The organism is Flavobacterium denitrificans DSM 15936 (assembly GCF_000425445.1).
GTDB lineage: Bacteria > Bacteroidota > Bacteroidia > Flavobacteriales > Flavobacteriaceae > Flavobacterium > Flavobacterium denitrificans.
The window spans coordinates 760837-784621 of the sequence record NZ_KE384377.1 but is presented as its reverse complement, the minus strand read 5'-3'; the positions used below and the strand labels follow the sequence as shown (position 1 = coordinate 784621).

General features: G+C 34.7%; 16 protein-coding genes. 7 read left to right on the top strand and 9 right to left on the bottom strand.

Annotated features, from left to right (window positions below; all coding sequences use genetic code 11):
* Positions 1-75 precede the first annotated feature (75 nt).
* Positions 76-414, top strand: coding sequence for a YciI family protein (locus H600_RS0115320; protein WP_026729613.1), 339 nt, complete (start codon positions 76-78; stop codon positions 412-414).
* Positions 415-711: 297 nt separating this feature from the next.
* Entirely contained in the window at positions 712-1953 is a 1242-nt protein-coding gene (locus tag H600_RS0115315; RefSeq protein WP_026729612.1) for an RNA polymerase sigma factor, read from the top strand.
* A 222-nt stretch (positions 1954-2175) separates the two neighbouring features.
* Here the strand turns inward: H600_RS0115315 and H600_RS0115310 are convergent, their stop codons facing one another.
* Complete coding sequence (locus tag H600_RS0115310; protein WP_026729611.1) at positions 2176-3054, bottom strand: NAD(P)H-binding protein; 879 nt, start codon at positions 3052-3054, stop codon at positions 2176-2178.
* A gap of 82 nt (positions 3055-3136) precedes the next feature.
* On the opposite strand from H600_RS0115310, the gene H600_RS0115305 reads away from it, so the two are divergent.
* Positions 3137-3499 (top strand): winged helix-turn-helix transcriptional regulator, encoded by a 363-nt coding sequence (locus H600_RS0115305; protein ID WP_026729610.1) that lies wholly within the window; start codon positions 3137-3139, stop codon positions 3497-3499.
* A 170-nt stretch (positions 3500-3669) separates the two neighbouring features.
* On the opposite strand, the gene H600_RS0115300 is transcribed toward H600_RS0115305, so the two are convergent.
* The 7 genes from H600_RS0115300 to H600_RS0115270 all read right to left on the bottom strand — a co-directional run bounded on the left by H600_RS0115300 (position 3670) and on the right by H600_RS0115270 (position 17222).
* Positions 3670-5295, bottom strand: a complete 1626-nt coding sequence (locus H600_RS0115300) for a GH35 family beta-galactosidase (RefSeq protein ID WP_026729609.1) — start codon at positions 5293-5295, stop codon at positions 3670-3672.
* Positions 5296-5408: 113 nt separating this feature from the next.
* Positions 5409-7610, bottom strand: a complete 2202-nt coding sequence (locus H600_RS0115295; RefSeq protein WP_026729608.1) for an endo-1,4-beta-xylanase — start codon at positions 7608-7610, stop codon at positions 5409-5411.
* A 12-nt stretch (positions 7611-7622) separates the two neighbouring features.
* A complete protein-coding gene (locus H600_RS0115290; protein ID WP_026729607.1) occupies positions 7623-8987 on the bottom strand; it encodes a glycan-binding surface protein in 1365 nt (454 codons plus the stop codon).
* 36 nt (positions 8988-9023) lie between these two features.
* Positions 9024-10655 (bottom strand): RagB/SusD family nutrient uptake outer membrane protein, encoded by a 1632-nt coding sequence (locus H600_RS0115285; protein WP_026729606.1) that lies wholly within the window; start codon positions 10653-10655, stop codon positions 9024-9026.
* A 13-nt stretch (positions 10656-10668) separates the two neighbouring features.
* Positions 10669-13836: a SusC/RagA family TonB-linked outer membrane protein gene (locus tag H600_RS0115280; protein WP_026729605.1), complete on the bottom strand. Its 3168-nt coding sequence runs from the start codon at positions 13834-13836 to the stop codon at positions 10669-10671.
* Between the two features lie 551 nt (positions 13837-14387).
* Positions 14388-15434, bottom strand: coding sequence for a LacI family DNA-binding transcriptional regulator (locus tag H600_RS0115275; protein ID WP_026729604.1), 1047 nt, complete (start codon positions 15432-15434; stop codon positions 14388-14390).
* Positions 15435-15620: 186 nt separating this feature from the next.
* Entirely contained in the window at positions 15621-17222 is a 1602-nt protein-coding gene (locus H600_RS0115270) for a Na+/H+ antiporter (RefSeq protein ID WP_026729603.1), read from the bottom strand.
* Positions 17223-17640: 418 nt separating this feature from the next.
* Between H600_RS0115270 and H600_RS0115265 the strand changes: the two genes are divergently transcribed.
* The 4 genes from H600_RS0115265 (at position 17641) to H600_RS0115250 (ending at position 23006) form a co-directional block, all read left to right on the top strand.
* A complete protein-coding gene (locus H600_RS0115265) occupies positions 17641-19119 on the top strand; it encodes an ankyrin repeat domain-containing protein (protein WP_026729602.1) in 1479 nt (492 codons plus the stop codon).
* Between the two features lie 95 nt (positions 19120-19214).
* On the top strand, positions 19215-19697 hold the full coding sequence (locus H600_RS0115260; RefSeq protein WP_026729601.1) for a DUF2271 domain-containing protein: 483 nt from the start codon (positions 19215-19217) through the stop codon (positions 19695-19697).
* A 92-nt stretch (positions 19698-19789) separates the two neighbouring features.
* Complete coding sequence (locus tag H600_RS0115255; protein WP_026729600.1) at positions 19790-21973, top strand: PepSY domain-containing protein; 2184 nt, start codon at positions 19790-19792, stop codon at positions 21971-21973.
* Between the two features lie 19 nt (positions 21974-21992).
* A complete protein-coding gene (locus tag H600_RS0115250; protein WP_035108674.1) occupies positions 21993-23006 on the top strand; it encodes an FAD:protein FMN transferase in 1014 nt (337 codons plus the stop codon).
* A 57-nt stretch (positions 23007-23063) separates the two neighbouring features.
* Here H600_RS0115250 and H600_RS0115245 read toward each other — a convergent pair whose 3' ends face one another.
* The gene (locus H600_RS0115245) at positions 23064-23711 is read right to left on the bottom strand and encodes a Pr6Pr family membrane protein (protein WP_051234432.1); all 648 of its coding nucleotides are present in this window, start codon (positions 23709-23711) and stop codon (positions 23064-23066) included.
* Positions 23712-23785: the final 74 nt, after the last annotated feature.

The window sequence follows — 23785 nt, the reverse complement described above, 5'->3', positions numbered from 1 at the left end:
TATTTTGGCAAAAACACTAAATTTATATCATTATAAAAACAGCTTCTTTTTTATAAAGCATTAAAACGAATCAAAATGAACGAATTTATATTAATTTTCAGAAGAGATTTTTCAACAAAAGAACTTCAACCATCACCAGAAGAATATCAGCAACATTTACAACAATGGCAAAACTGGTTTGGAAGCTTGGCAGCGCAAGATAAACTCGCAAGACCTTTACAACGTTGGGACGGAAAAGGTAAACTGGTTACTTCAAACAAAGGGATCACAGATGGTCCTTTTGTAGAAATCAAAGAATCTATTGGCGGATTAATTGTTATTAAAGCTAAAGATTATGATGAAGCGGCGGCAATTGCGCAAGATTGTCCTATTCTGAATTTTGGCGGAAATGTTGAAATTAGAATGGCGGTTTAAATAGTTTAGAAGAAAGAAGAAAGAAGAAAGAAGAAAGAAGAAAGAAGAAAGAAGAAAGAAGAAAGAAGAAAGAAGAAAGAAGAAAGAAAAAAGAAGAAAGAAAAAAGAAAAAAGAAGAAAGAACAAAGAACAAAGAACAAAGAAGAAAGAAAAAAGAAAAAAGAAAAAAGAAGAAAGAACAAAGAACAAAGAAAAAAGATGAAAGATGAGAGATGAAAGATCTAAAATGAAGTTTTTTTAGTCCTTAATTTTTTCTTGCTTCTTGCTTCTTGCTTCTTTTTACAATTACAATTAACAATTTTGGAAAAAGAGCTTATACCCAATTTATTCAGAACGGAATACCAGAAAATTGTTTCGGTACTTTGTAATTTGTTTGGCATTCATCATATTGAAATTGCCGAAGATATTGTGAGCGATACTTTTTTGGCCGCTTCAGAAACTTGGGCTATAAAAGGAATTCCAGATAATCCGACGGCTTGGCTTTATACCGTTGCTAAAAATAAAACCAAAAATCATTTTAAGCGAAATGACATTTTTGAAAAAAAAATCGTTTCTGAAATAAAACATACTTCCCCGTTAAATGGTGAAGAAATTGAAATTGATTTATCAGAACAAAATATTGTTGATAGTCAGCTGGCGATGATTTTTATGGTCTGCAATCCTTGTAATTCAGATGAAGCACAGATTGCATTGGCACTGAATTTATTGTGCGGTTTTGGAATAAACGAAATCGCAGATGCTTTTCTATCCAATAAAGAAGTGATTTACAAACGTATAAATCGTGCGAAAGAAAAACTTAAGGAAGAAAACATCAAAATTCAAAGTCCGAATTCAACTGAAATCAAAGACCGAATCGACACGGTTTTAAAAACGATTTATTTGCTTTTTTCTGAAGGCTACTACTCGACTTCTCAAAATACGACTTTGCGGAAAGATCTTTGCGCCGAAGCCATGCGCCTTGCCTATTTGTTGATTCAGAATACAGCAACAAATTTGCCTTCTACAAATGCTTTAATGGCGTTGATGTGCTTTCATTCTTCCCGATTTGAAGCCAGAACTTCAGAAAACGGTGAAATTATTTTATACGAACATCAAAATGAGACACTTTGGAATCAGGAATTGATTGATCGTGGCACTTATTTCTTAGGAAAATCTTCTATTGGAGATACTCTTTCAAAATATCATCTTGAAGCCGGAATTGCCTATTGGCATACCCTTAAAAGTGATACTTCGGAGAAATGGAAAAACATTCTGGAACTCTACAATCATTTGATTATTCTAGAATATTCGCCCATTGTAGCATTGAACCGAACTTTTGCCTTATCAAAAGTCAGAGGAAAACAAGAGGCCATCATCGAAGCTGAAAAACTGAATTTGACTGACAATCATTTCTATTATTCTTTACTCGGGAATTTATACACTGATATTGACAATCTGAAAGCAAAAAAGAATTTTGAAACGGCTCTTGGTTTAGCCAAAACGCAATCGGACAAAAATATTATCACTAAAAATATTTTGAAACTCACTACTAAAATATAAACAACGGAAATTAAAAAATGGGCAGAAACTAATCTGCCCATTTTTATTGCTCAAAAAAATAAAATAGGCTTATAAAAAATCTCTTTTATTTCGGCCCATTTTGTTCTTAGGCTTACTATTAAAATAAAAAAACAAAAAAAATATCCTGAGGCGAAAGTAGTAAGTCTATAAACAAAAAAAATCACTATAAATAGTGATTTTTAGCTTTGAATTTAAATAATTTTAAAAATTTGAAGCAAACTCTTTTGCAAAATCTTCCAATTTAATTTTTCCATCAATTGATGTTTTGTTTTTAAGAAAATCTTCGGCAATTGCACCGCTTCTTAGACCTGTTCCCATTTCGGTATATAAGCCTGCAATCTCTTCTGGCAATCCAGCTTGAGCCATTCCGTTTAAGGCTTGTTCATCAGTGAACTCGATCCACGGCAATTCTGGTTTTCCGATTGCATCGCCTAGTACTTTTGCAACATCAGAAGGTTTACGAACGTCACTTACAATATAACGAACGTTTTTCCCAGAACTTGTTTTTTCTAATTCCTCGGCAACAGCAATCGCAATATCATTTGGATGTACATAAGGAATTACAGTCGAAGCGGGAAAATTGGATCCAATTATTCCTGCTCCTTTTATCATTGGAACATCGTGATAAAAATTAGTATAAAAAAATCCGGCACGAACAAAAGTTATCGCTACGTTTTCTAACTCTTGATATATTTTTTCAATATTGTAAAGTCCTGCAATTGGACCTGTTCCAGTTGGCAAATCAGCGCCGATACTGCTTAACATCACAACTCGCTTAACACCTGATTTTTGGATTGCTTCGGCAAAAGCTTGACCCGCTGTTCTCATATTTGTCAAAATGCTCGCACCACCCATATTTGGTGGCGTCATTACATAAACGGCATCAGCTCCAGTAAATGCTTTTTCTAAAAATGAAGCGTCGGTCATAGAGCCAATTGCAGATTTTGCACCTAAAGCTTCAATTGTTTGACTCTTATCAGAATTACTGCTAATAACCGTCACCTCATGTCCAGATGCTACAAGTTTTTGTACTAATGGTTTGCTTACGTTCCCTAAAGAACCTGATATTGTTATTTTCATAATGATACATTTTTTTATTATCTAGAACAAAGGTATATTTGTACTTACTTTTAGACAAGTACTTACCCTAAAGTATGCACAAATGACAGCAATAAAAGAATCTTCGACTATTCAGGAAAACAAGCAATATGCCTTGGAAAAATGCCCCGTAACATATGTTATGGAAAAAATTGGCGGTTATTGGAAACCAATTATTTTATATCATCTTTCTGGTGGAAGTCAGCGTTATAGTGAATTAAAAAGAGCAATTCCAGCTGTAAGTGAAAAAATGTTGATCCAGCATTTAAAACAACTTGAGGCCGATAATCTTATTATTAGAGAAGCAAAACCTGTTGTTCCTCCTTTTGTTACCTATCGTTTGAGTCCTGCTGGAAATGGTTTGATGCCTGTGATTCAAGCCATGGCAGAATGGGCTTTTATTGATAAAGAAAACGGGTTTGTTTAGAGAGACAAAAGGCATAGCAACAAATGGACAAAGGTTTTACTTTGAGCATAGTAAACGGACTTCAGTCCAGTTTTATTATAAAGCAAACCCGACAGGTTTTAAAAACCTGTCGGGTTTGCTTTGAAAAAACCTATGCAACTTTGTCCCTTAGTTTCTTTGTCTCTTAAAATTTATTCGTACGAATACAATTTTATCTTTTGAATTTCGTAGTCATCAACTGCAATTCTGAGATGTCGTCCTTGATGGGTTTGATCTCCGTTGAAATGACGGATAGTGTTCCATTTGCCATTTTCGAATTTTCCTTGATCGGTTTTTAAAATTCCGGCATTACAATTTATATCTTTTAAACATTTAAAAGTGACAACAATTCCAGAACCAGCAATATAAAATTCATCTGTAGCAATTTCTATTATGATAGCGCTGGTCATTGGCCAAACTGCTTCTTTGGCTCCATCCGACCAATTTAAAGTATAATCATGTTTGAATGTAAATTCGTAATTTCCAAGCTGAATAATCTGTGATGCTTTTTCTTTATCCAACAAAACACCATCGATCTTTCCTTTGCCTTTATTTTGTTCGATTACTGGTCTTAATTGCTCAATTAATTCATAAATTTTGCCTAGCGGTTCTTTCTTTGCATCACCTACAGATTCAATAGAAAAAGGTGAAAAACCAATAGCTTCGTAATGGCCAATAGCATATAAACCTTTGAAAGGTGCAGTGGCATCAAAACGATGTTCTGGAATAAACAACGGATCGCCTTGACGAATAAACAAATCATTCCAATGCTTAAAATTAGGGTTATAGAAATCTGGAGACAAAAAATCAATTGCATTTCCTCCAGCTTTCCAAACATCCATTACATGTGGCAACGGGCCTGCGCTTGGATATTCTCCAGGTTTCTTTTCTGGTGCATTTAAGGCGGCGTTTACAAACATCGGAATTGAATAAGCTTCTTTTCCAACTTTGGCCACTTTATTGGTAAACAGAGAAAAATACCAAGCCATGAAAATTTCATCGGTTTGAAGTCCTTTTCCAAAAACTTCTTCCCAATTTCCTTTTGTTTTAAAACCATTTTTTTTCCAGATTTCTAAAAATTCGGGAGCCAGCTTTTCTTTGTTTTGTTGCATGTATTTTAATAATTCAGCTGGCACTTGCTTTTGAAAAGCTTCATTCGCAAGTGGATAATAATCTCTTGCTGTTGGCAACATGCCAATTTCATTTTCAACTTGAATCATGATAACCGTTTGCTCTTTCTGATCAAAATCTTTGATATGCTTCATCAGTTTCTGAAATGCATTAAAATCGGCAGCTAGGTTATTTTCGCTGAAAGGAGTCAAGATTTCATGACTTTTGTTTTTGTCGTCTTTGATTCTTGGATATTTTTTCTGATTCAGTTTCACCCATTCTGGCGCATGGCTCGACATGCTGTTTTTCCACGATCCAAACCAAAGAAAAACAAGTTTTAAATTCTCTTTTCTTGCTCTTAGAATCAAATCATCTACCAATGAAAAGTCAAACTTGCCTTCTTCTTTTTCAATTAATTCCCAATAAATAGGAGTCAAAACCGTATTTAAATTCATATCCGTCAGTTTGTCCCAAATTGATTCCATACTTTCCATCGTTGTTGCTGAGGAATTTCCTAGCTCTCCTCCTCGAATTATAAAAGGATTTCCGTTAACAATCAATTGTGTTTTATTTCCTTTTTTTTGAAGATGAGGAAAGTTTTGTCCAAAGCCAATTTGCATTGTCAATAAAACACTTAAAAGGAAACTGTTCTTTAAAATATTAAACATACTTTTAATTTTAATAGTAAGACTAAACAAAGCAGCTTTGCCAAAGTTTGAAACTTTGACAAAGCTTTTTTGGTTTTGATTGAGACAATCACATCTCAATCGTTTTTAAAATATTACTTCTTTACTAACTCACCAGAGAATCCAGCGCTTACATCTTTTCCTGCAAGCCCATCTGCAGTTCCTTTGTATGCATGTTTGCGAACATAATTTGCATCCCAAAGGTTTGGAGATTCGTTTGGAAGCCAGAATTCATGTTCTTTAGCATTATCTGAAACTCCCCAAATTGTAATTCCGTATTGTTGTGCTTTCGGAATGTATTTTTTGTACATATCAATAACATACTGGTACATTGCTGCTTGAGAAGCTTGTTGCTCAACTGTTGGTGTAGCAGTACCTAATCTGATATCTAATTCAGAAATCTTAATCAATTTTCCAGAAGCAGCCAATTTTTGGAACATCTGAACAATTTTATCTTTATCAGTTGTCAGCGAAATGTGCATTTGTGTTCCAATTCCATCCACAGTTGCTCCCTTGCTTTCGATATATTTTACATATTCAATCAAACCATCACATTTGTCTAATCTTGATTCTAAATTATAATCGTTTATGAATAATTTATCTGTCGCATTACCATTTGCACGTGCTAATTTAAACGCCGTTACAGCGTAATCTTTTCCTAAATATTTGATCCAAGAAAAATAATCTGTTGCGGTGTCGCCTTCCGTTCCATTTCTCAATGTTCCGTCTTCTTTCATTGGCTCATTTACAACATCCCATGCAAAAACACTTGTTTTGTAGTGCGCCATCATTTTAGTAATCCAATCTGCCATTGCATCACCAATGATTTTTGTTTTTTCAGCATCCGTTTTATCGATGTTTACTGGTGGTGTTGCACCTCCCGATGTAGCTCCATCAGTTACTACAACATTATCAATATAATAGGTTCCGGCAGCACCTCCTAAATCGAAGTTTAATCCTGTTTCAGTTCCGTTGCCCTTAAATTTCCATTCTACAAGCTTCCATGTTGTTGAAGTCGCTTGATCACCTTGATAACGAGCAGTTGTACCGGTTGTTGAACAACGCATAGAACCAGGCGCCTCTGAACGAATCATAAACGAGATTGTATAATCTTTGTCTAAAGTCATCTTAGTTGTAAAATCAGAATGAATTTGTGTTTTCCATTGATTTGCTGCATCGCTTGTTGCATTTACAACTTTCATAGCACCATTTCCTTGATACGCATTTGCTGAAGTTGCCAAACTTAAAGCATCAGTTGCTCCATTGTATTTTGACCAACCAGTTAAATCAGTATCAAACTTTCCGTTTGCAATTAAATTAGTTACCGTTGCAGCAGCATCTAAATCGACAACTGCTAAGGTATTCACATCAATCAAATAGGTTACGTTTGGCAAATAGCCCAAATCAATATTGAACTGAAAACTTGTGCTTCCTGATTTGAAATCGCCGGGAGCTAATTTAATTTTAACTTGTTGCCAAGACGATGTTGTAGCAAAAGCTTCTGTCCAAGATCCTCCTGTATTATACCAGTCTTTATATGGATATTGATTTGATAAAGACGCATTAAAAGAAAGACGTCCTTTTCCCGCAACATCAGATTTAATGTAAAATGAGATCTCATAATTATGTCCTGCAACAATCGGCACATTTGGCGATGTCAACTGCAAATTGTAAGCAGCCGAAGAAGTTGCGCTAGACTGCAATTGAACAGCCTGAGAAGTACTTGTAAGCCCTGAATTTGCTACAACTGTTATTCCCTTTCCAGGATTGTTTCTTGCCCAATTTGTAAAAGCGCCGCTTTTTAAGCCGGCAATATCTAGAATGTTAGTACCACTTGAGCCCGGAATTACTGTTGGCGCTATAATACTATTCAAGTAACTTGCATTTTGGTTGGAATGCCAAACCAAAGTGTGTCCAAAGACTTTTAAACCTGCCTTTTTAGTTTCGGCAATAAATGCATCAATCGTTGCAAAATTTATTTCTCCTTTTGAGTTTACCATTGCGCCATGTTTCATAGCATAACCTGGCGTTACTTCGTCAAAATTTTCATTTACAATTTTGCGGTACGCAGCATCGCTCATGTACAGATCTGCTCCAATTCCGTTTCCAAGGATGAAATCACTATAATTTTTTAAAGGTTCGTAACGACTAATTTTTTCTACTAATTCAAGTGGAAGCTCTGCCCCTGTTACAGCGCCATGTTCAGGATCTTTTTCCCAGTCCATCAAATTATCATCACAAGATGATAAAACCATCAATGACAAGGCAACTATTGGAAGTATATTTTTATATTTCATTTGGATGCTTTTTTAATTAAAATCGTTATAAACTGGCATATTTAGCGATACAATTCTCCAGTTGTCTGTGTACACTTTTACCGAAGTTGCTTTTGCAGCAAACTCAACTTCACTTGCTACTCCCGTAACATCTTTCAGCTTTACATTAGAGTTTTCAAAATACATTCCGAAGTTTTGATAAGTAGCCGCTTCGCGATATGCTAGAACTGTTTCGAAAGTAAAAGCTTCCTTAGACCAAGCGTAGAATTTATTCAACGGGATTGTTACTGTTCTCCAGCCTGTTGTTTTGAATTCTGATGCTTTTCCTTCAATAATCCAAGGAACGAAATTGTAGCAAGCGCCTGACCATTCGCCTCCGTTGAAATTATTAATCATACAAATTTTCAAGAATCCAGTATCTTTCCAAGTATCTGGAACATAAATTTCAAATTGAAGTGCTACTTTGTCAAGTGGCGTATTTGCAGGGATATATGGCGTTAATTGCGCTCTCCAATTATCTACTCCATTTCCTGCTGTCCAAACTTCTGAATTACGGTTTTTACCCGCATCGAAAGAAGCTATACGAGCCGGACGATGTGGTACATATTTACCTTGAGAAATATTGTCAGTTCCAATAGCAACAGATTCTAAATCAGCTGGCTGAATCATGCTTGTGCTTGTTCCCCAATATCCGTGTTGCCCTTGTCCATCAAAATTAAGCAACAATCCTTTTTTGAAGTTGAAGCATGCTGGAGAATAAACTCCTCCATTTGAACCTTCAACAAATAAAGAACCTCCAATATCTGAAACGCCATTTGGCATTGGAACTGTAAAAAATTCTCCGTCAGGATCAGAAACAATTCCTGCCGTTACCGTAACATTTCCTGGAAAAACTACTTTCTTAATTTCAGTCAAACCTGTACCTTGTACGTAAACTATTTCACCTGGATTGGGCATCATATTCGAAATCCCAGTAATAGTTGGTTTTCCTGAACGAATGTCAAAGCTGAATGTCGTTTCTGTATTATCATTTACAAAACGAATCGTATTTCTAACTGCTGGATCTGCTTCAATTGTTGGCGTATCAGCAGAAACACTGATGATCATTGAATTATCAGACACAAAAACCACATTAAAGTAAGTCGAATATCCATTGATAAATACCTTTCTCAATCCCGTAAATCCAGAACCTTCGATACGCAATGTCTGACCTAAACGAGCGAAAGACACTTCTCTGTCTGGAACAGTTGAGTTTACATCTTCTAGAAATACTTTGCTGATTACTATTTGTTTGCTTGCATCATCATTACTATCGCAGGAAGTAAACAGTATACTAAAAACCATTATTCCAAGAAATGCAATGGGTGCCCAAAACTTTTTATTTAAAATATATTTCATATTAATCTTTCTTTTAGATTTGTTATTTTCAGATTATTAGAATAAGTCTTTGATTTTTTCTTCTGTAAATTGATACGGAACCGGATTTTCTCTCAACAACGGATTCTGAACCAACTCAGATTCTGGATAAGGCAAAAGGAAAATAGTGGCATCAATTACACCAATAGAACGTGGACTACTGCTTCTTGAAGCATCAATAGAAACTGAATTTGTTGCTGTATCATACAAAATCGGAACAATCGTTCCTCTGTTTTGAGCCGTGATATAATTGATCACTTCTTGCTGTTTGTAATATGATCTACGAACTAAATCATACCAATATTGCCCTTCCATACACAATTCAACTCTTCTTTCATGAATAATATCGGCATAAGTAAGTGTTGTTTTCAAATCAAGACCTGCACGATAACGAAGCAAGTTTATAGCGTTAACCGCATTTGCATCTGCTGTTGAAGTGCTGTTTCCTAATGTCGCTTCAGCATAATTCAAATAAACCTCTCCTAAACGCAGCATATAAGTATTTAAACCTGAATTCATACGAGTTGTTTTAGCATTGTCTTTTGTAGAACCTACAACTCCTTTTTTCACTGTAAGGAAATCTTTTCCATGATCTACCGTATAACCTCCGTTTGCTTTGTTTATTTCTGGATAAAAATCATCATCGCCCATCCAAGTTGCTTTACGGCGTGCATCTTTAGATTCATATTCTTTCAGAACATCATAAGAAGCTCTTGTCCAATATCCCCAAGCTGCATCATCACCTGTAATATCAGAACCTAATGCAAAATACGCTTGTTGTGTATTGTTTACACCATAATCCCCATTTGGAACCCATTGAAGTGCAAACATCGATTCTGGATTGTTGTTATTGTCAATTTTAAACAAATCAGCATAATTCGCTAATAGTTTATACGGACCAGAATTGATTACTTTTTCAGCCGCTTTTTTAGCCAAATCAAGATATTCTTGCTTGCGAGTGCCGCTGTTTGGATTATCACTTACACCTGAAAAAGATAAATAAACACGAGAAAGCATTCCGAAAGCACTGTATTTTGTCAAACGTCCAGCTTGGCCAGCTTGTTCTGGAAGATATTTTGCTGCAAACTCTAAATCGCGAATTGCAAATTCATAAACATCTTTCATTGGGTTTTTATTTACTACAGGATTTTTCACCAATTCTCTAGGATCTGTAGAAATAATAGCGTCACCCCAAAGCGACGCCAAATACCAGTAAGCAGTTCCTCTCATAAAACGAGCTTCGGCAATATATTTGTTTTTAATAGTTGCATTTACATTACTGTCTGTAATACCATTAATAACATTATTTGATTGCTGTACCACATTGTACAAAGATCCCCAAGCAGATACTAATGGTCCTGTCAATCCTGTTTCAGACAAATCTGTAAACGGGTAAACGTAATCTGAATATGGTGCATATAAATTGTTCGAACGGCCATCGCCTAAACCATAATAGAATTTATCATTAAAATCAAACCATACTTTATTGTAAAGTGGTCCAGTCGCTGCTTGAAAATCGGCTTCAGACTGATAAAAATTTTCTTTTGTAATTTGATCTTCAGGTTCAACCTCTAAAAGATCACTGCAACTAGTCCAAACAAATGGTAATGCGATCAAAAGAACCGAGTATAATATTTTTTTTGTTTTCATTGTCAGCAATATTTTAGAAATTAACATTTATTCCAAGTGTTGTAATCGTTGGCGAAGGATAACGTCCGTTATCGATACCAGTTAAAAGCGCATCTTGATTTAGCGATCCAACTTCAGGGTCATATCCTTTGTATTTTGTAAAAGTCAAGACATTTTGAGCATTTGAATAAACTCTGATGTTTGAAATTCCATATTTAGAATATAATTTCTGAGGAAGATTGTATCCAATTGAAATGTTTTTAATTCTCACATAAGAACCATCTTCTATAAATCGGTTGCTGAAACGATAGTTTGATGATGATGAAGCCGATGATGCTCCAATTCTTGGCATATAAGGGTCACCCCCAACAATATGCACGTTACGATAATCATTTGGTCCTGTCGGATCAATTAATTCCAATTGAGCATATCCTAGAGCTGAAGTCAATAAATTTGTATTTTCACGAGGGTTTTCTAACCAACGTCTTTGGTAATTGGCAACCTCATTACCATATGAGCCTGTAACCAAAACGCTTACATCAAAACCTAAGAAAGAAAAAGAGTTATTCACACCAAAGGTAAAATCAGGATTTGCATTACCAATATAATCACGGTCTTTTTCGTTGATTACGCCATCTTTATTGATATCTTCAAAAATATAATCTCCAATCCAAACTCCATTTTCACCAATTTTCATTCCTTCTGGCAAAGCAGTCGGCTGTACAACACCATTTTTGTCTTTATAATAAAAGTCAGTAGCATTTTCAAAACGTCCTATAACTTTGTAACCGTAAAATTGCCCAATTGGTTCTCCAACTGCAGTACGCGTCACGATTGTTACATCAGAACCTTGTTGAATGCTTTTGTTCAAAATTCCAGTTTCAGTGTTTAACGCAAGAACTTTGCTTCTGTTCATTGAAAATGTAGCATTAGTTCTCCAAGTGAAATCTTTTCTGTCCATATTCAATGTATTCAATGTAAACTCAATACCTTTATTTTCAAGCGAACCAACGTTTACCCAAGGTGAAGATGTTGCTCCTTGCCCAGTTGTACCAACGTACGCAGGAAGTGGCAATTGCAAAAGCAAATTATCTGTCTTTTTATAATAAACATCTGTTGTAAGTTCGATTCTGTTATTTAAGAAACCTAAGTCAAGACCAATGTTGGTTTGAGCAGTAGTTTCCCACTTCAAATCCTTGTTCGCTGTATTTGCTGCAAGAAGCCCGGTTCCCCAATTTGTAGCTGAAGCATTGTAAGTTGATGTGTAAGCAAAATTTGGCACATTTTGACCACCTACTTCTCCCCAACCAACACGCAATTTCATATTGTTAACCACTTTGTTGTCTTTTAAAAATTCCTCATTTGAAACTTTCCAAGCTACAGCGGCAGATGGAAACCAGCCCCAACGGTTTTCTTCAGCAAATTTTGAAGAACCGTCACGACGAATAGTTGCCGTCAACAAATACTTATCATTGAAAGAATAGATCAATCTAGCAAAATAAGATTTCAAGGCACTTGTATTACTTGCATTTGAGTTTTTCGCCGTTGTCGCGTCACCCGCATTTAAGTCTGTTGCGCCATTTGTTAAATATCCTGAACGATAACCGTAAAGATTTTCCCAATGCGACTCTTGCATCTCTTGAGAAACCATTGCATTGATGTTGTGCGAACCGAAAGTTTTATTGTAGTTCAATGAATTTGTCCAAAGCCAAAAATCACTATTTGATTTTGTTCTAGTTCCTTCACGTACATCGTTTACAAGAGCTCCAAAAGTGTAAGACGGACTGAAAGTATAATTATTGACAAAACTATAATCTACTGAGTATTGTGTTTTGAACTTCAAGTCTTTTGTAAAACTGATTTCAGCATAAGTGCTAGCTCTCATATTATAGTTAATATTATGATTGTCTTTGATTGAAGCCAGACCAATTGGATTGTTTTGAACAAACTCAGTTGTATCTGGACCATCAAAAGTTCCGTCAGCATTGCGAACAGCAACGTTTGGAGTTTGTTTAAGAGCTGTCAGAATCAAAGAATCATCAGTAACAGTAGTGGTTTGGTTTGTTTTGCTCATTGCAAAATTTACCCCAACTTTAAAATAACTTTTTAGTTGAGAATCGATAACTCCTCTTAAATTGAAACGATCAAAACTAGATCCAATTGCGATACCTTCCTGGTCTAAATAGCCTATTCCCATTGCATAAGTAGTAGCATCTGTCCCTCCTGAAGCCGATAAGTTGTAACTCTGCATCAATGCTGTATCAAAAAGCTCTTTTTGCCAATCTGTTCCTTCTCCTAATAAATCAGTTCTTATGAAAGTATTGTCACGTTGGACAATTCCTAAATCGGCGCGTGTATTTTTAAGCTCACCATATTGTTTTAAATTAAGCAAATCCAAGTGTTTCGGAATTTCCTGCCAGCCCACATAACTGTCAAAGTTAAGTGCCATCTCTCCTTTTTTCCCTCGTTTAGTTGTAACAATAATAACTCCATTTGCTGCACGTGATCCATAAATTGCAGTGGCTGAAGCATCTTTTAAAACATCCATCGACACAATATCTGACGGATTGATAAAAGACAATGGGTTCGAAGTTGTAGAACTTGCCGTACCATCGATAATGACACCATCAATTACATAAATAGGTTCATTAGAACCGTTCAATGAACTGATTCCACGAATACGAACCGAAGAACTTGCTCCCGGTGCTCCACTGTTAGCCTGCATTTGAACTCCAGCTACACGACCTTGCAAAAGCTGATCAACAGTAGTAACAACAGATTCAGTTACTGCTTTGCTAGAAATTGAAGAAATGGCTCCAGTCAAATCCCCTCTTTTCATGGTACCATAACCTACTACCACTACTTCTTTCAAATCATTTAAATCTTCTTCAAGCGTTATATTTATTTTAGTTTGATTGCCAACAGCCACTTCTTTGCTTTTATATCCAATGAAACTGAAAACCAAAACTCCGTTTGCAGGCAAAGTATTGATGGTATAAGCTCCATCGAAATTTGAAACTGTCGTAATGTTTGTTCCTTTTACAATAATATTAACTCCAGGTATTGGTCCATTTGCATCTGAAACTATTCCAGAAACAGTGGTTTGGGCATTTACTGCAGCAGAAAATACAAACAGCAGGAACAGCATTCCCAGATTTTCAAAGTATTTCCATTTGCTTTTAGTAATTAAAAAGTTAGTCATAAATGGTTAATTTAATTAGTTAATAGTTTGGTTAGTTAGTTGGTCATTTTAAACAGGACTTTTTTATAGCATACATTTGAATCATAATGAAAGCTAAAAGAAATCTTTGTTTGAACAAATATATATAAAATACAACAACACACAACCGGTTGTGCAATTTTTTTATTTGAATAATTAAAAAAAAACAACTTTAAAAAATGCATAATTTAATAATTTTACTAAATTTTTAAAAATTCATCAAAACAGCAATAACTAATCACGAAAACGTTGTAGATAAATTAATCATTTGTTAAAAAAACCAAAAAAAAAGTAAAAATTAAAATTCCGACTTTTTCTTTCTCTTCCTTACAAGTTTCTCGAAATAGCACTTGTAAGTAGTTAAAGGCAATACAAAATGAATTATAGGAAATTAGCAATGAGTAACATTTTATTCAGAAAAATAGACCTAAAAGGCAATCGGTTGCTCATAAAACAAAAAAAATCCCGTCAATTCAGTTGACGGGAGCTTTTTAAATGACTAAAGTATTATAAAAAAACTTTATATCTTATTTTCATTTGTCTTTATCTTTATTTCTCTTCGACGATTCTCTCACAAGAACTTCTGTATTTAAGAATGTAATTTCTTGTACTTCACTTTCTTTAAGTGATTTTAAATTTTTTATAATGATTTCGGCAGCTGCCTTTCCCATTTTTTCTGCGGGATGTGTGATCGTCGATAAGTTTGGATCTATGATTTCAGAAATAGGGTCGTTATTAAAACCAATAACTGCCAAATCTTCCGGAACTTTTATTCCTCTTTTTTTGGCTGTCTGCACAGCACTTACTGCTATAATATCTCCAGAAGCAAATAGTCCATCTGGAAGCGGTTTTAAATCAAACAATTTATTGCTGGCTTTTACCCCATCTTCATACGTAACCGATTTCAAATCAACAATCAATTCGTCAATTATAGGCAAATTGTGATCACGAAGGGCTTCCATGTAGCCTCGTTTTCTTTCGTTATATAGATTCCCAAATTCGGCGCCAGCGGTCAAATGAGCAATTCTCAAACAGCCCTGCTCAATTAAATGCTTGGTTGCTTTATAACCAGCCGAATAGTTATCAATAACCACTCTAAAAGTATTATACTCTTTCGGAACCCTGTCTACAAACACAAGCGGAATATTATTATTTGAAAATTGCTCAAAATGCGCTGTATCTCTAGTTTCCATCGCAAGCGAACAAATAACGCCACTTACACGATTGCTATACAATGATTTAGCCATATTCACTTCATCATGATAGGAGTCATGCGACTGCATAATAATAACCGAATAATCCGATTTTTGTGCCGTAATTTCAATACCACTAATAAGTGATGACAAAAAGGGCTGTGTAACCGTTGGAATTAAAACCCCAATTGTTTTTGTTTTATTGCCACGCAGTCCTGCCGCCAGAGTATTTGGAACAAATCCCATTTCTTTGGCTGCTTTTTTGACTTTTTTTATCGTTTTATCACTTATTGAATGATGATCTTTTAAAGCTCTTGAAATTGTGGAAGTCGCTAGATTCAACTTCTCCGCAATATCATAGATCGTGACATGTTTATTCTCTTCCATAAAATAAATAATATGAGATGTAAATATAAGTTATTTTACAACACTATATGGATTTCTAAAATTGAGTCAAAATCAATTTTCTAATTTTCTAATTTTCTAATTTTCTAATTATCTAATTTTCTAATTTTCTAATTATCTAATTTTCTAATTTTCTAATTATCTAATTTTCTAATTATCTAATTAGTTTTATTCCTCATACATTTCCATCCAAAGACGTGTTTCCTCAAGGTCAAGCTCTTTTTCTATTTTCCTGAAAATCTCTTCATTGACAGCGCCTTGCTTGTGCATTACTTCTAATTTTACTCGTTCAACATTGAGCAAATCGATTTGCAGTTTGGTGAAATCATTAAAAATCTCCCCTCCCATTACATTGCCTTTTCCGAAGAAATTGGCAGGAAGTTCAGTTTTCTGCAAACGATTAAATTTGACTTCATATTTGCTTTTAATATTATGAAGCAAATCATCATTTAAAAGCGAAAAATTATCTTCAATATGAGCTATAGTTTCGGAAACAATGATATTCCGAATCTGATATTCTTCGGCCAAAATTGAATACGGCTGTACTTTCAGCTTTTTAATAAGCCATGGAAGCGTAAGTCCTTGAACGACTAAAGTTGAAAGTATGACACAGAAAACCAAATATATAATCAAATTTCGAAGCGGAAATCCTTCTTTTTCATTTATCATTAAAGGCAAAGCCAATGCTGCAGCCATAGAAACAACACCTCGCATTCCAGACCAGCCAAAAATAATCATGTTTCGATAATCAAACTCTTCATTTTGGCGGATTCTTTTACTGAGAAATCTCGGAAGCAATGTCGCAGGTACAATCCATAAAAAACGCACCAAAATAACAACGGCGCTAATACTCGCACCCCAAATAAACAAAGCAGTTCCTGAGTAATTGCTTATTCCCGAAATAATATGACGCAATTGCAAACCAATTAAAATAAAAATAAGACCATTTAATATATTGGTCAAAATATTCCAAATCGTGCCCGCCATCATTCTACTTTCATGCGTAAAAATCTTTCCTGATCTCGCCGAAAGAAAAAGTCCTGTAGTCACAACGGCAAGAACTCCTGAACATTCAAAATGCTCCGCAAGCAAATAAGAGGCAAAAGGCGTTAAAAGTGTCAATGTTGCCTCAATAATATCGTCGCAAACAAATTTTGTATGAATAATGCTCATTACATATCCTACCCCTAAACCTATCGCCACTCCTAATGTTGACATGATGAAAAAGTTCAATCCGGCTTCCCACAGCACAAAATTTCCCGCCACTATTGCAGTAAGCGCATATTTGTAAGCTACAAGACCGCTGGCATCATTCAATAAACTTTCGCCTTCAAGAATGGCAATCAATCTTGGATGCAATCCGAGTCCTTTTGTAATTGAAGTTGCAGAAACCGCATCTGGAGGCGAAACAATTGCCCCAAGTAAAAACGCTAACGGCCAAGAGATATCATCTATTAACATATGAGCAGCAATAGCCACTGCAAGGGTCGTAAATAAAACCAATCCTACTGCAGCAAGCGTAATTGGACGAATTGTTTTTTTAAACTCAAACCAGCTGGTATACCAAGCCGCATGATATAAAAGTGGAGGCAAAAAGATGATAAAAACCACTTCAGGATTCAAGGCAACTACTGGAAGACCCGGAACTACACTGATTGCAACACCACAAAGCACTAAGACAATAGGGATAGGAAAATTATATCTTTTGCTTATCAAGCTCAAAAAAGCAACGCCAAACAGCAACATTATAATTACAGTAATATTTTCCATTTACAAATGTTTTCGATTTTAGGATTTTATTTTGGGAAACGGCTACTAAATTAATATTTAATCAGAATTATACCTTTTTGTTTTGTAAAAAAACATTCGACGAAATAATTTTACCGATTTTTTGTAGAGACGCACGGCAGTGCGTCTAACGTATTTGGAGTTTCGTTGCGTTACAATTAAATTTTAATCCGAATTAAACTTTTGTTTCTCTCATAAGTCTTATAAAAAGTAAACCAAGGAGAAAAGTCTTAAAATATGCTTAAGAGGAAAGTTTCTGCATCAAATAAATTGATTTACTGAGATTAATTTTTACATTTGCGTTATTTTTATTTATTCTAAATAGAATAGCTTTCCCGAATGATTTTCATTTCAAAAGAGCTAATGATTTAACTAACTGAAAAACAACAAATACCAAAATATGAAAAAGAATTTCTTTCTTTCTTTGGCATTAACTACTGCTTTATTTGTTAATGCACAACAAAAAAACACTTTATTAGACGCTTCATTTTGGAAAACAGCGCCAGATGTAAATACAGTTAAAGCCGAAATTGCAAAAGGAAACAATCCGGCAGAGGCAAATGCGAATGCTTTTGACGTTACTACACTTGCAATTAATAATGATGCTCCTTTGGCAAGCATCAAATTTTTACTAGACCAGCCTGGAAATCCTGTAAGCAAATCTACTCATGATAATCGTATTTATTTGCACTGGGCGGCTTACAGAGGAAATACTGAACTTGTACAATATTTAATCAGCAAAGGCTCAGACATCAATCTTGAGGACAGCCACGGTACTACTCCACTTGTTTTTGCAGCTACAAACGGGCAATTTGATCCGGCGCTTTACGAAGCTTTTTTTAAGGCAGGAATCAATCCGAAGAAAAAATATAAGGACGGAGAAAACTTGCTTTTATTAGCTATTCCGTCTGATAAAGATTTGAAACTGACTGACTATTTAATTACAAAAGGATTATCACTAAAAGACGTTGACAATAATGGAAGTACAGCTTTTGATTATGCTGCAAAAATTGGAAATATTACTCTTTTGAAAAAATTATTGGACAGAAAAGTAAAATATACTGACAACGCGCTTCTTATAGCAACTCAAGGAAACCGTAGAGAAACTACTTCATTAGACGCTTATAAGTTTTTAGTTGAAGAATTAAAATTAAAACCAACTGTAACTGGAAAATCTGGCGAGAATGTATTGCATTTATTGGCTGGGAAACCAAATCAGAAAGAAATTATTTCGTATTTCCTTTCTAAAGGTGTTGATGCAAACAAAGTAAACAACGACGGAAATACGCCGTTTATGATTGCTGCGGGTGCTAGAGAAAATGGTTCTTTAGAAGTTTTATTGCCTGTTGCCAAAAACATTAATTTACAAAATGCCAAAGGCGAATCGGCATTGACAATGGCTGTTAAATCTGGAACTCCAGATGCTGTAGCGCTTCTTTTAGGAAAAGGCGCAGATGTCAATGTAAAAGATAAAGACGGTAATAATCTAGGTTTTTACTTAGTGCAATCCTACAGACCAGATCCAAAACAAGATACTTTTGATACTAAAGCAAAATTGCTTCAAGAAAAAGGCTTAAATCTTGCTGCCCCGCAAAAAGATGGAAGCACTTTATATCATTTCGCAGCAGCGAAAAACGATTTATCTTTGCTTAAAAAATTAGCGCCTTTAAACATCGATGTAAATGCAAAAAATAAAGACGGAATCACGGCTTTGCATAAAGCGGCAATGGTTGCAAAAGATGATATTGTTTTGAAATATTTGTTATCTATTGGTGCTAAAAAAGACGTTAAGACAGAATTTGATGAAAGCGCTTATGCTTTAGCAAAAGAAAATGAGTCATTGACAAAACAAAATATCTCAATAGAGTTTTTAAAATAATTTTTAGTCAAAAGTGGAAAGTCAAAAGTCAAAAGCTCAAACCGTTGACAACACATATAAACTCTTCACAATTAACAATTTACAATTAACAAAAAATGAAATCAATTTTAAAAATCGCACTTACAAGTGCTCTTATCTGCCTTATTTCTTTTCAATCTAATGCACAAGCAAGCAAATACAAATGCATGCTTCAAATGGCAAATTATATGGGCGAAGGCGCATACATCGTGGTTTCTTTAATCAATCCAAAAGGCGAATATGAGAAAACACTTTATGTAATGGGAGATGATAAAAAATGGTACAAATCATTAAAAGAATGGAACAAATTTCATACTGCAAAAAATGATAACATTAGTGCTATTTCAGGAGCGTCAGTTACTGGAGGAGACCGAAGTGTTACTACTTTCGAAATCGATGAATCTAAAATCAACAAAGGATATAAATTAAGATTTGAATCGGCTGTTGAGGATCAAAAATATTATGTAAGCGATCTTGAAATTCCGTTGACAACAGCTGGTTTAGCTGATAAAACGGAAGGAAAAGGCTACATCAGATATGTAAGATTAAACAAAATTTAATTCTCGCTTAAACTAAAAAATATAGCTTTGTCAAAGTTTTAAATTTTGACAAAGCTTATTACATTTCACTATATTACAACAGCTTACATTCAATGACTCTTTCTTTTTGGCGTTACACACACTTAGCCCTGGCTTTGTTCTCTTCTTTGTTTTTACTGCTTGCCTCTGTAACAGGAATTATTCTTGCTGTTGATGCTGTTCAGGAAAAAACAGTGCCGTACAAAACAGAAAATTTCAATGCCTTAACTTTAGGAGAAACACTCCCAGTTTTAAAAAAGAAATATGCCGAAATCACTGAATTAAGCGTTGATTACAATCAGTTTGTAACACTTCAGGCTATTGATGAAGATGGAAATGACATTAAATCTTTTATTGATGCCAGAACAGGAAAAGTACTAGGAACTCCTGCAAAAAAAAGCGAGTTTATTCAGTGGATCACCAGTCTTCACCGCTCCCTATTTCTTCATGAAACGGGGCGTTTTTTTGTTGGCGTTATCTCGTTTTTATTATTTCTAATTTCGATTTCGGGTTTTATGCTTGTGCTGAGCAGACAAAGAGGAATTCGAAATTTCTTTTCAAAAGTAATCAAAGAATATTTTGCTCAATATTATCATGTAATTTTTGGAAGGCTTGCCTTGATTCCGATTTTGATTATTGCGCTTACAGGAACTTATTTATCTCTTGAAAGGTTTAATTTTTTTATAGGAGATGAAAAAGCAAAACCCATAAAAACAGAGCTTTCGGCAGACGCCAAAAAAAATTCCATTTTCAAAACAACTTTATTATCTGATGTCAAGAAAATTGAATTTCCTTTTACTGATGATCCAGAGGAATATTACATCATCGAATTAAAAGATCGCGAAATCGAAGTCAATCAGGTTACTGGTGCTGTGGTAAGTGAAAAGCTTTCGCCAATGACGATTCAATTAGCAGCTTTGAGTCTTGATATTCATACCGGAAGAATAAATGCAGTTTGGGCTGTTATTTTAGCAATTGCATGTTTAAACATTCTGTTTTTTATCTATTCTGGTTTTGCAATTACCTTAAAACGAAGAGCGAGCCGAATTAAAAACAAATTCAAAGCGTCTGAAAGTTCAATCATTCTTTTAGCCGGTTCTGAAAACGGAAGCACTCTGCGTTTTGCAAATGCTATTCTGAAGCAATTAATTGATCAAGGACATAAAGCGCATATTTCTGATCTCAACAATTTTAATGCTTTTCCAAAAGCAGAACATATTGTTGTTTTTTCTTCTACCCACGGTTTGGGCGATGCGCCTTCAAACGGAACAAAATTTATTTCGCTTTTAAAGAAACACAATCAGCAACAAAAAATCAATTTTTCAGTAGTTGGTTTTGGATCAAAATCGTATCCAGATTTTTGCGGTTTTGCTATTGAAATCGATAAACTTTTAGAACAGCAAAATTGGTCTGAACGCTTTTTGAAATTACAAACGGTAAACGATAAATCGGCTGCAGAGTTTCTGGAATGGATTAAGTTATGGAGTGCCAAAACTGGAATTTCATTATCGACAACACCTTCTGTTTACAATCATGTTCCGAAAGGATTGCAGAAATTAATGGTTTTGGATAAAACTTTAGTTTCAGAATCAGAGCAGACTTTCATGGTGACTCTTAGAGCGAATATGAGAGCCAAATTTACTTCGGGAGATTTATTGGCAATTTATCCTGCAAATGATACTAGAGAGCGCCTTTATTCTATCGGAAACCATTCTGGAAACATCCAATTGGTTGTTAAATTGCATTCGCAAGGATTGGGTTCTAGTTTCTTAAATAATTTAACTCCAGGTAAAATCATCAATGCTAGGATTATCAATAATCAAGCTTTTCATTTTCCGAAAAAATCTTCAAAAGTTGCCTTGATTTCGAACGGAACTGGAATTGCGCCTTTTCTTGGAATGATTGAACAAAACAAGAAAAAAATAGAGACGCATTTGTATTCTGGATTTAGAATGGAAACAGAAATGGTTTTGGGTTATAAAAAGTTTGCTTCAGAAATGATTCAGAAAAACCAGCTTAAGGATTTCCACTTGGCTTTATCGCGCGAAAACAATCATTTTTATGTAATGGATTTGATCAAACGCGATGCCGATTTTTTTGTCGATTTATTGAAAAATGGCGGCGTTATCATGATTTGCGGTTCGCTTGCGATGCAAAAAGATGTTGAAGCAATTCTGGATATTTTATGTTTAGAAAGAAACATCAAAAATCTTTCTGAATTAAAAAACAATGGTCAGATTTTAACGGATTGTTATTAAATACTTTAAAACCAATTTTATGTCAATTCAGAAATCAATTTTAAAAAGAATTTTATTTCTTTTAGTACTGATTTTCAGCTTCTCAGCCCATGCACAAGTCTTGCGAAAAAGAACGACTTTGCTGATGGGTGGGCGTTTTGACATTACCATTGTTGGGAAAGATTCGCTTGACGCGGAAAAAAATATAGATGAAGTTATTGCAGAAATTACCCGAATTGAAAAACTGATATCGGACTGGAAACCAGATTCTCAAGTTTCAGAAGTCAATCAGAATGCGGGAATAAAACCCATTAAAGTCGATCGCGAAGTTTTTGAATTAACACAACGAGCTTTGAAATTATCTCAAATCACCAATGGTGGATTTGATGTAAGTTTTGCTGCAATGGACCGAATCTGGAAATTTGACGGTTCAATGACCGAAATGCCTTCGGCGGAAGCCATAAAAAAATCGGTCGAAAAAGTCGGTTACAAAAACATTCTTCTAGATAGTGTACAATCAACAATTTTCTTGAAATTAAAAGGAATGAAAATTGGATTTGGTGCTCTTGGCGAAGGTTACGCGACCGATAAATGTCGTACCATGATGCTAGCAAAAGGGATAAAAGCGGGAATTATAAATGGTTCTGGCGACATGAGCACTTGGGGAAAACAACCAAATGGAACACCATGGAAAATTGGCATCACCAATCCGTTTGACCCTGAAAAACTTTTAGCTGTTGTTCCCCTTGAACAACAAGCTGTCACCACTTCAGGCAATTATGAAAAATTTGTTGTTTTTAATGGCAAACGCTATTCACACATTATAAACCCTTCAACGGGTTATCCTGCAACTGGATTATGCAGTGTAACCGTTTTTGGCCCAAATGCAGAAAATGCAAACGGACTGAGTACTTCAATAATGGTTTTAGGCCAAAAAGAAGGTTTGCTGTTGATTGAAAAATTCCCTGAATATTCTTGTTTGATGATTACTGATAAAGGAAAGGCCATCAAATCTAAAAACTTCAATATTAAACACTTTAAGGCAAAATTTTAGTTTTTAGGTACTAAGATTCTAAGAAACTAAGCTGCTAAGTTTTTATTTTGCAGATAATTATTTGCCACTTTTGCTTCTTTTATTAGAAATAAAAATTAAAATAAATGACAAAATCACAAACGCCAGTAGAACAAAAAAACCATTAATAATTGCTTTTTCAAAACCTATTTTTGCAACATCTACAAAAGGATAAGGATAAAAATTAGTCAAAATTCCGTGCCCTAATGTATAAATCATATAACTAATTGGATAAATCAGCCAAAACAAAATAACCTTGAAAGCGATTTTTTCTGGATTGACAAATAACAGCCAATAAATAAAAAACAAAACCGGAACAACAGAATGAAAAATTTCGCTTACAATTCGATGTTGGCCTTCTAAATGTGCAACAGAACGAAGGAGCACGTTAAAAACTATCCCTACAATCAGGATATATACCGTAATGGCTGTAATTGTCGTACATTTTGAAAAAAATGAAATCGCTTTTGATTTTGCTCCAAATAAAAGCATTGTAACGCAAAGGAAAACTAGCGAATTTGTAAGAGTGGTGAAAAAACTAAAAAAGCGTACGGTTGCGCTTAAAAAGGTGAATTCAGATCCGTTTAACAACAAATAAAACTGCACAGGAAGAGCATACAATTCCAAGATAAAAATAATATTTAACAAAATCGATCCTTTGATTTTTGTGGTATTTTCTTTTTCCATATTTGCTTAAAGTCAGATTACTAAAATAAAAATTTATTTCATTTTTTTTGTAGCATTCTACGATTTTGGTTCGA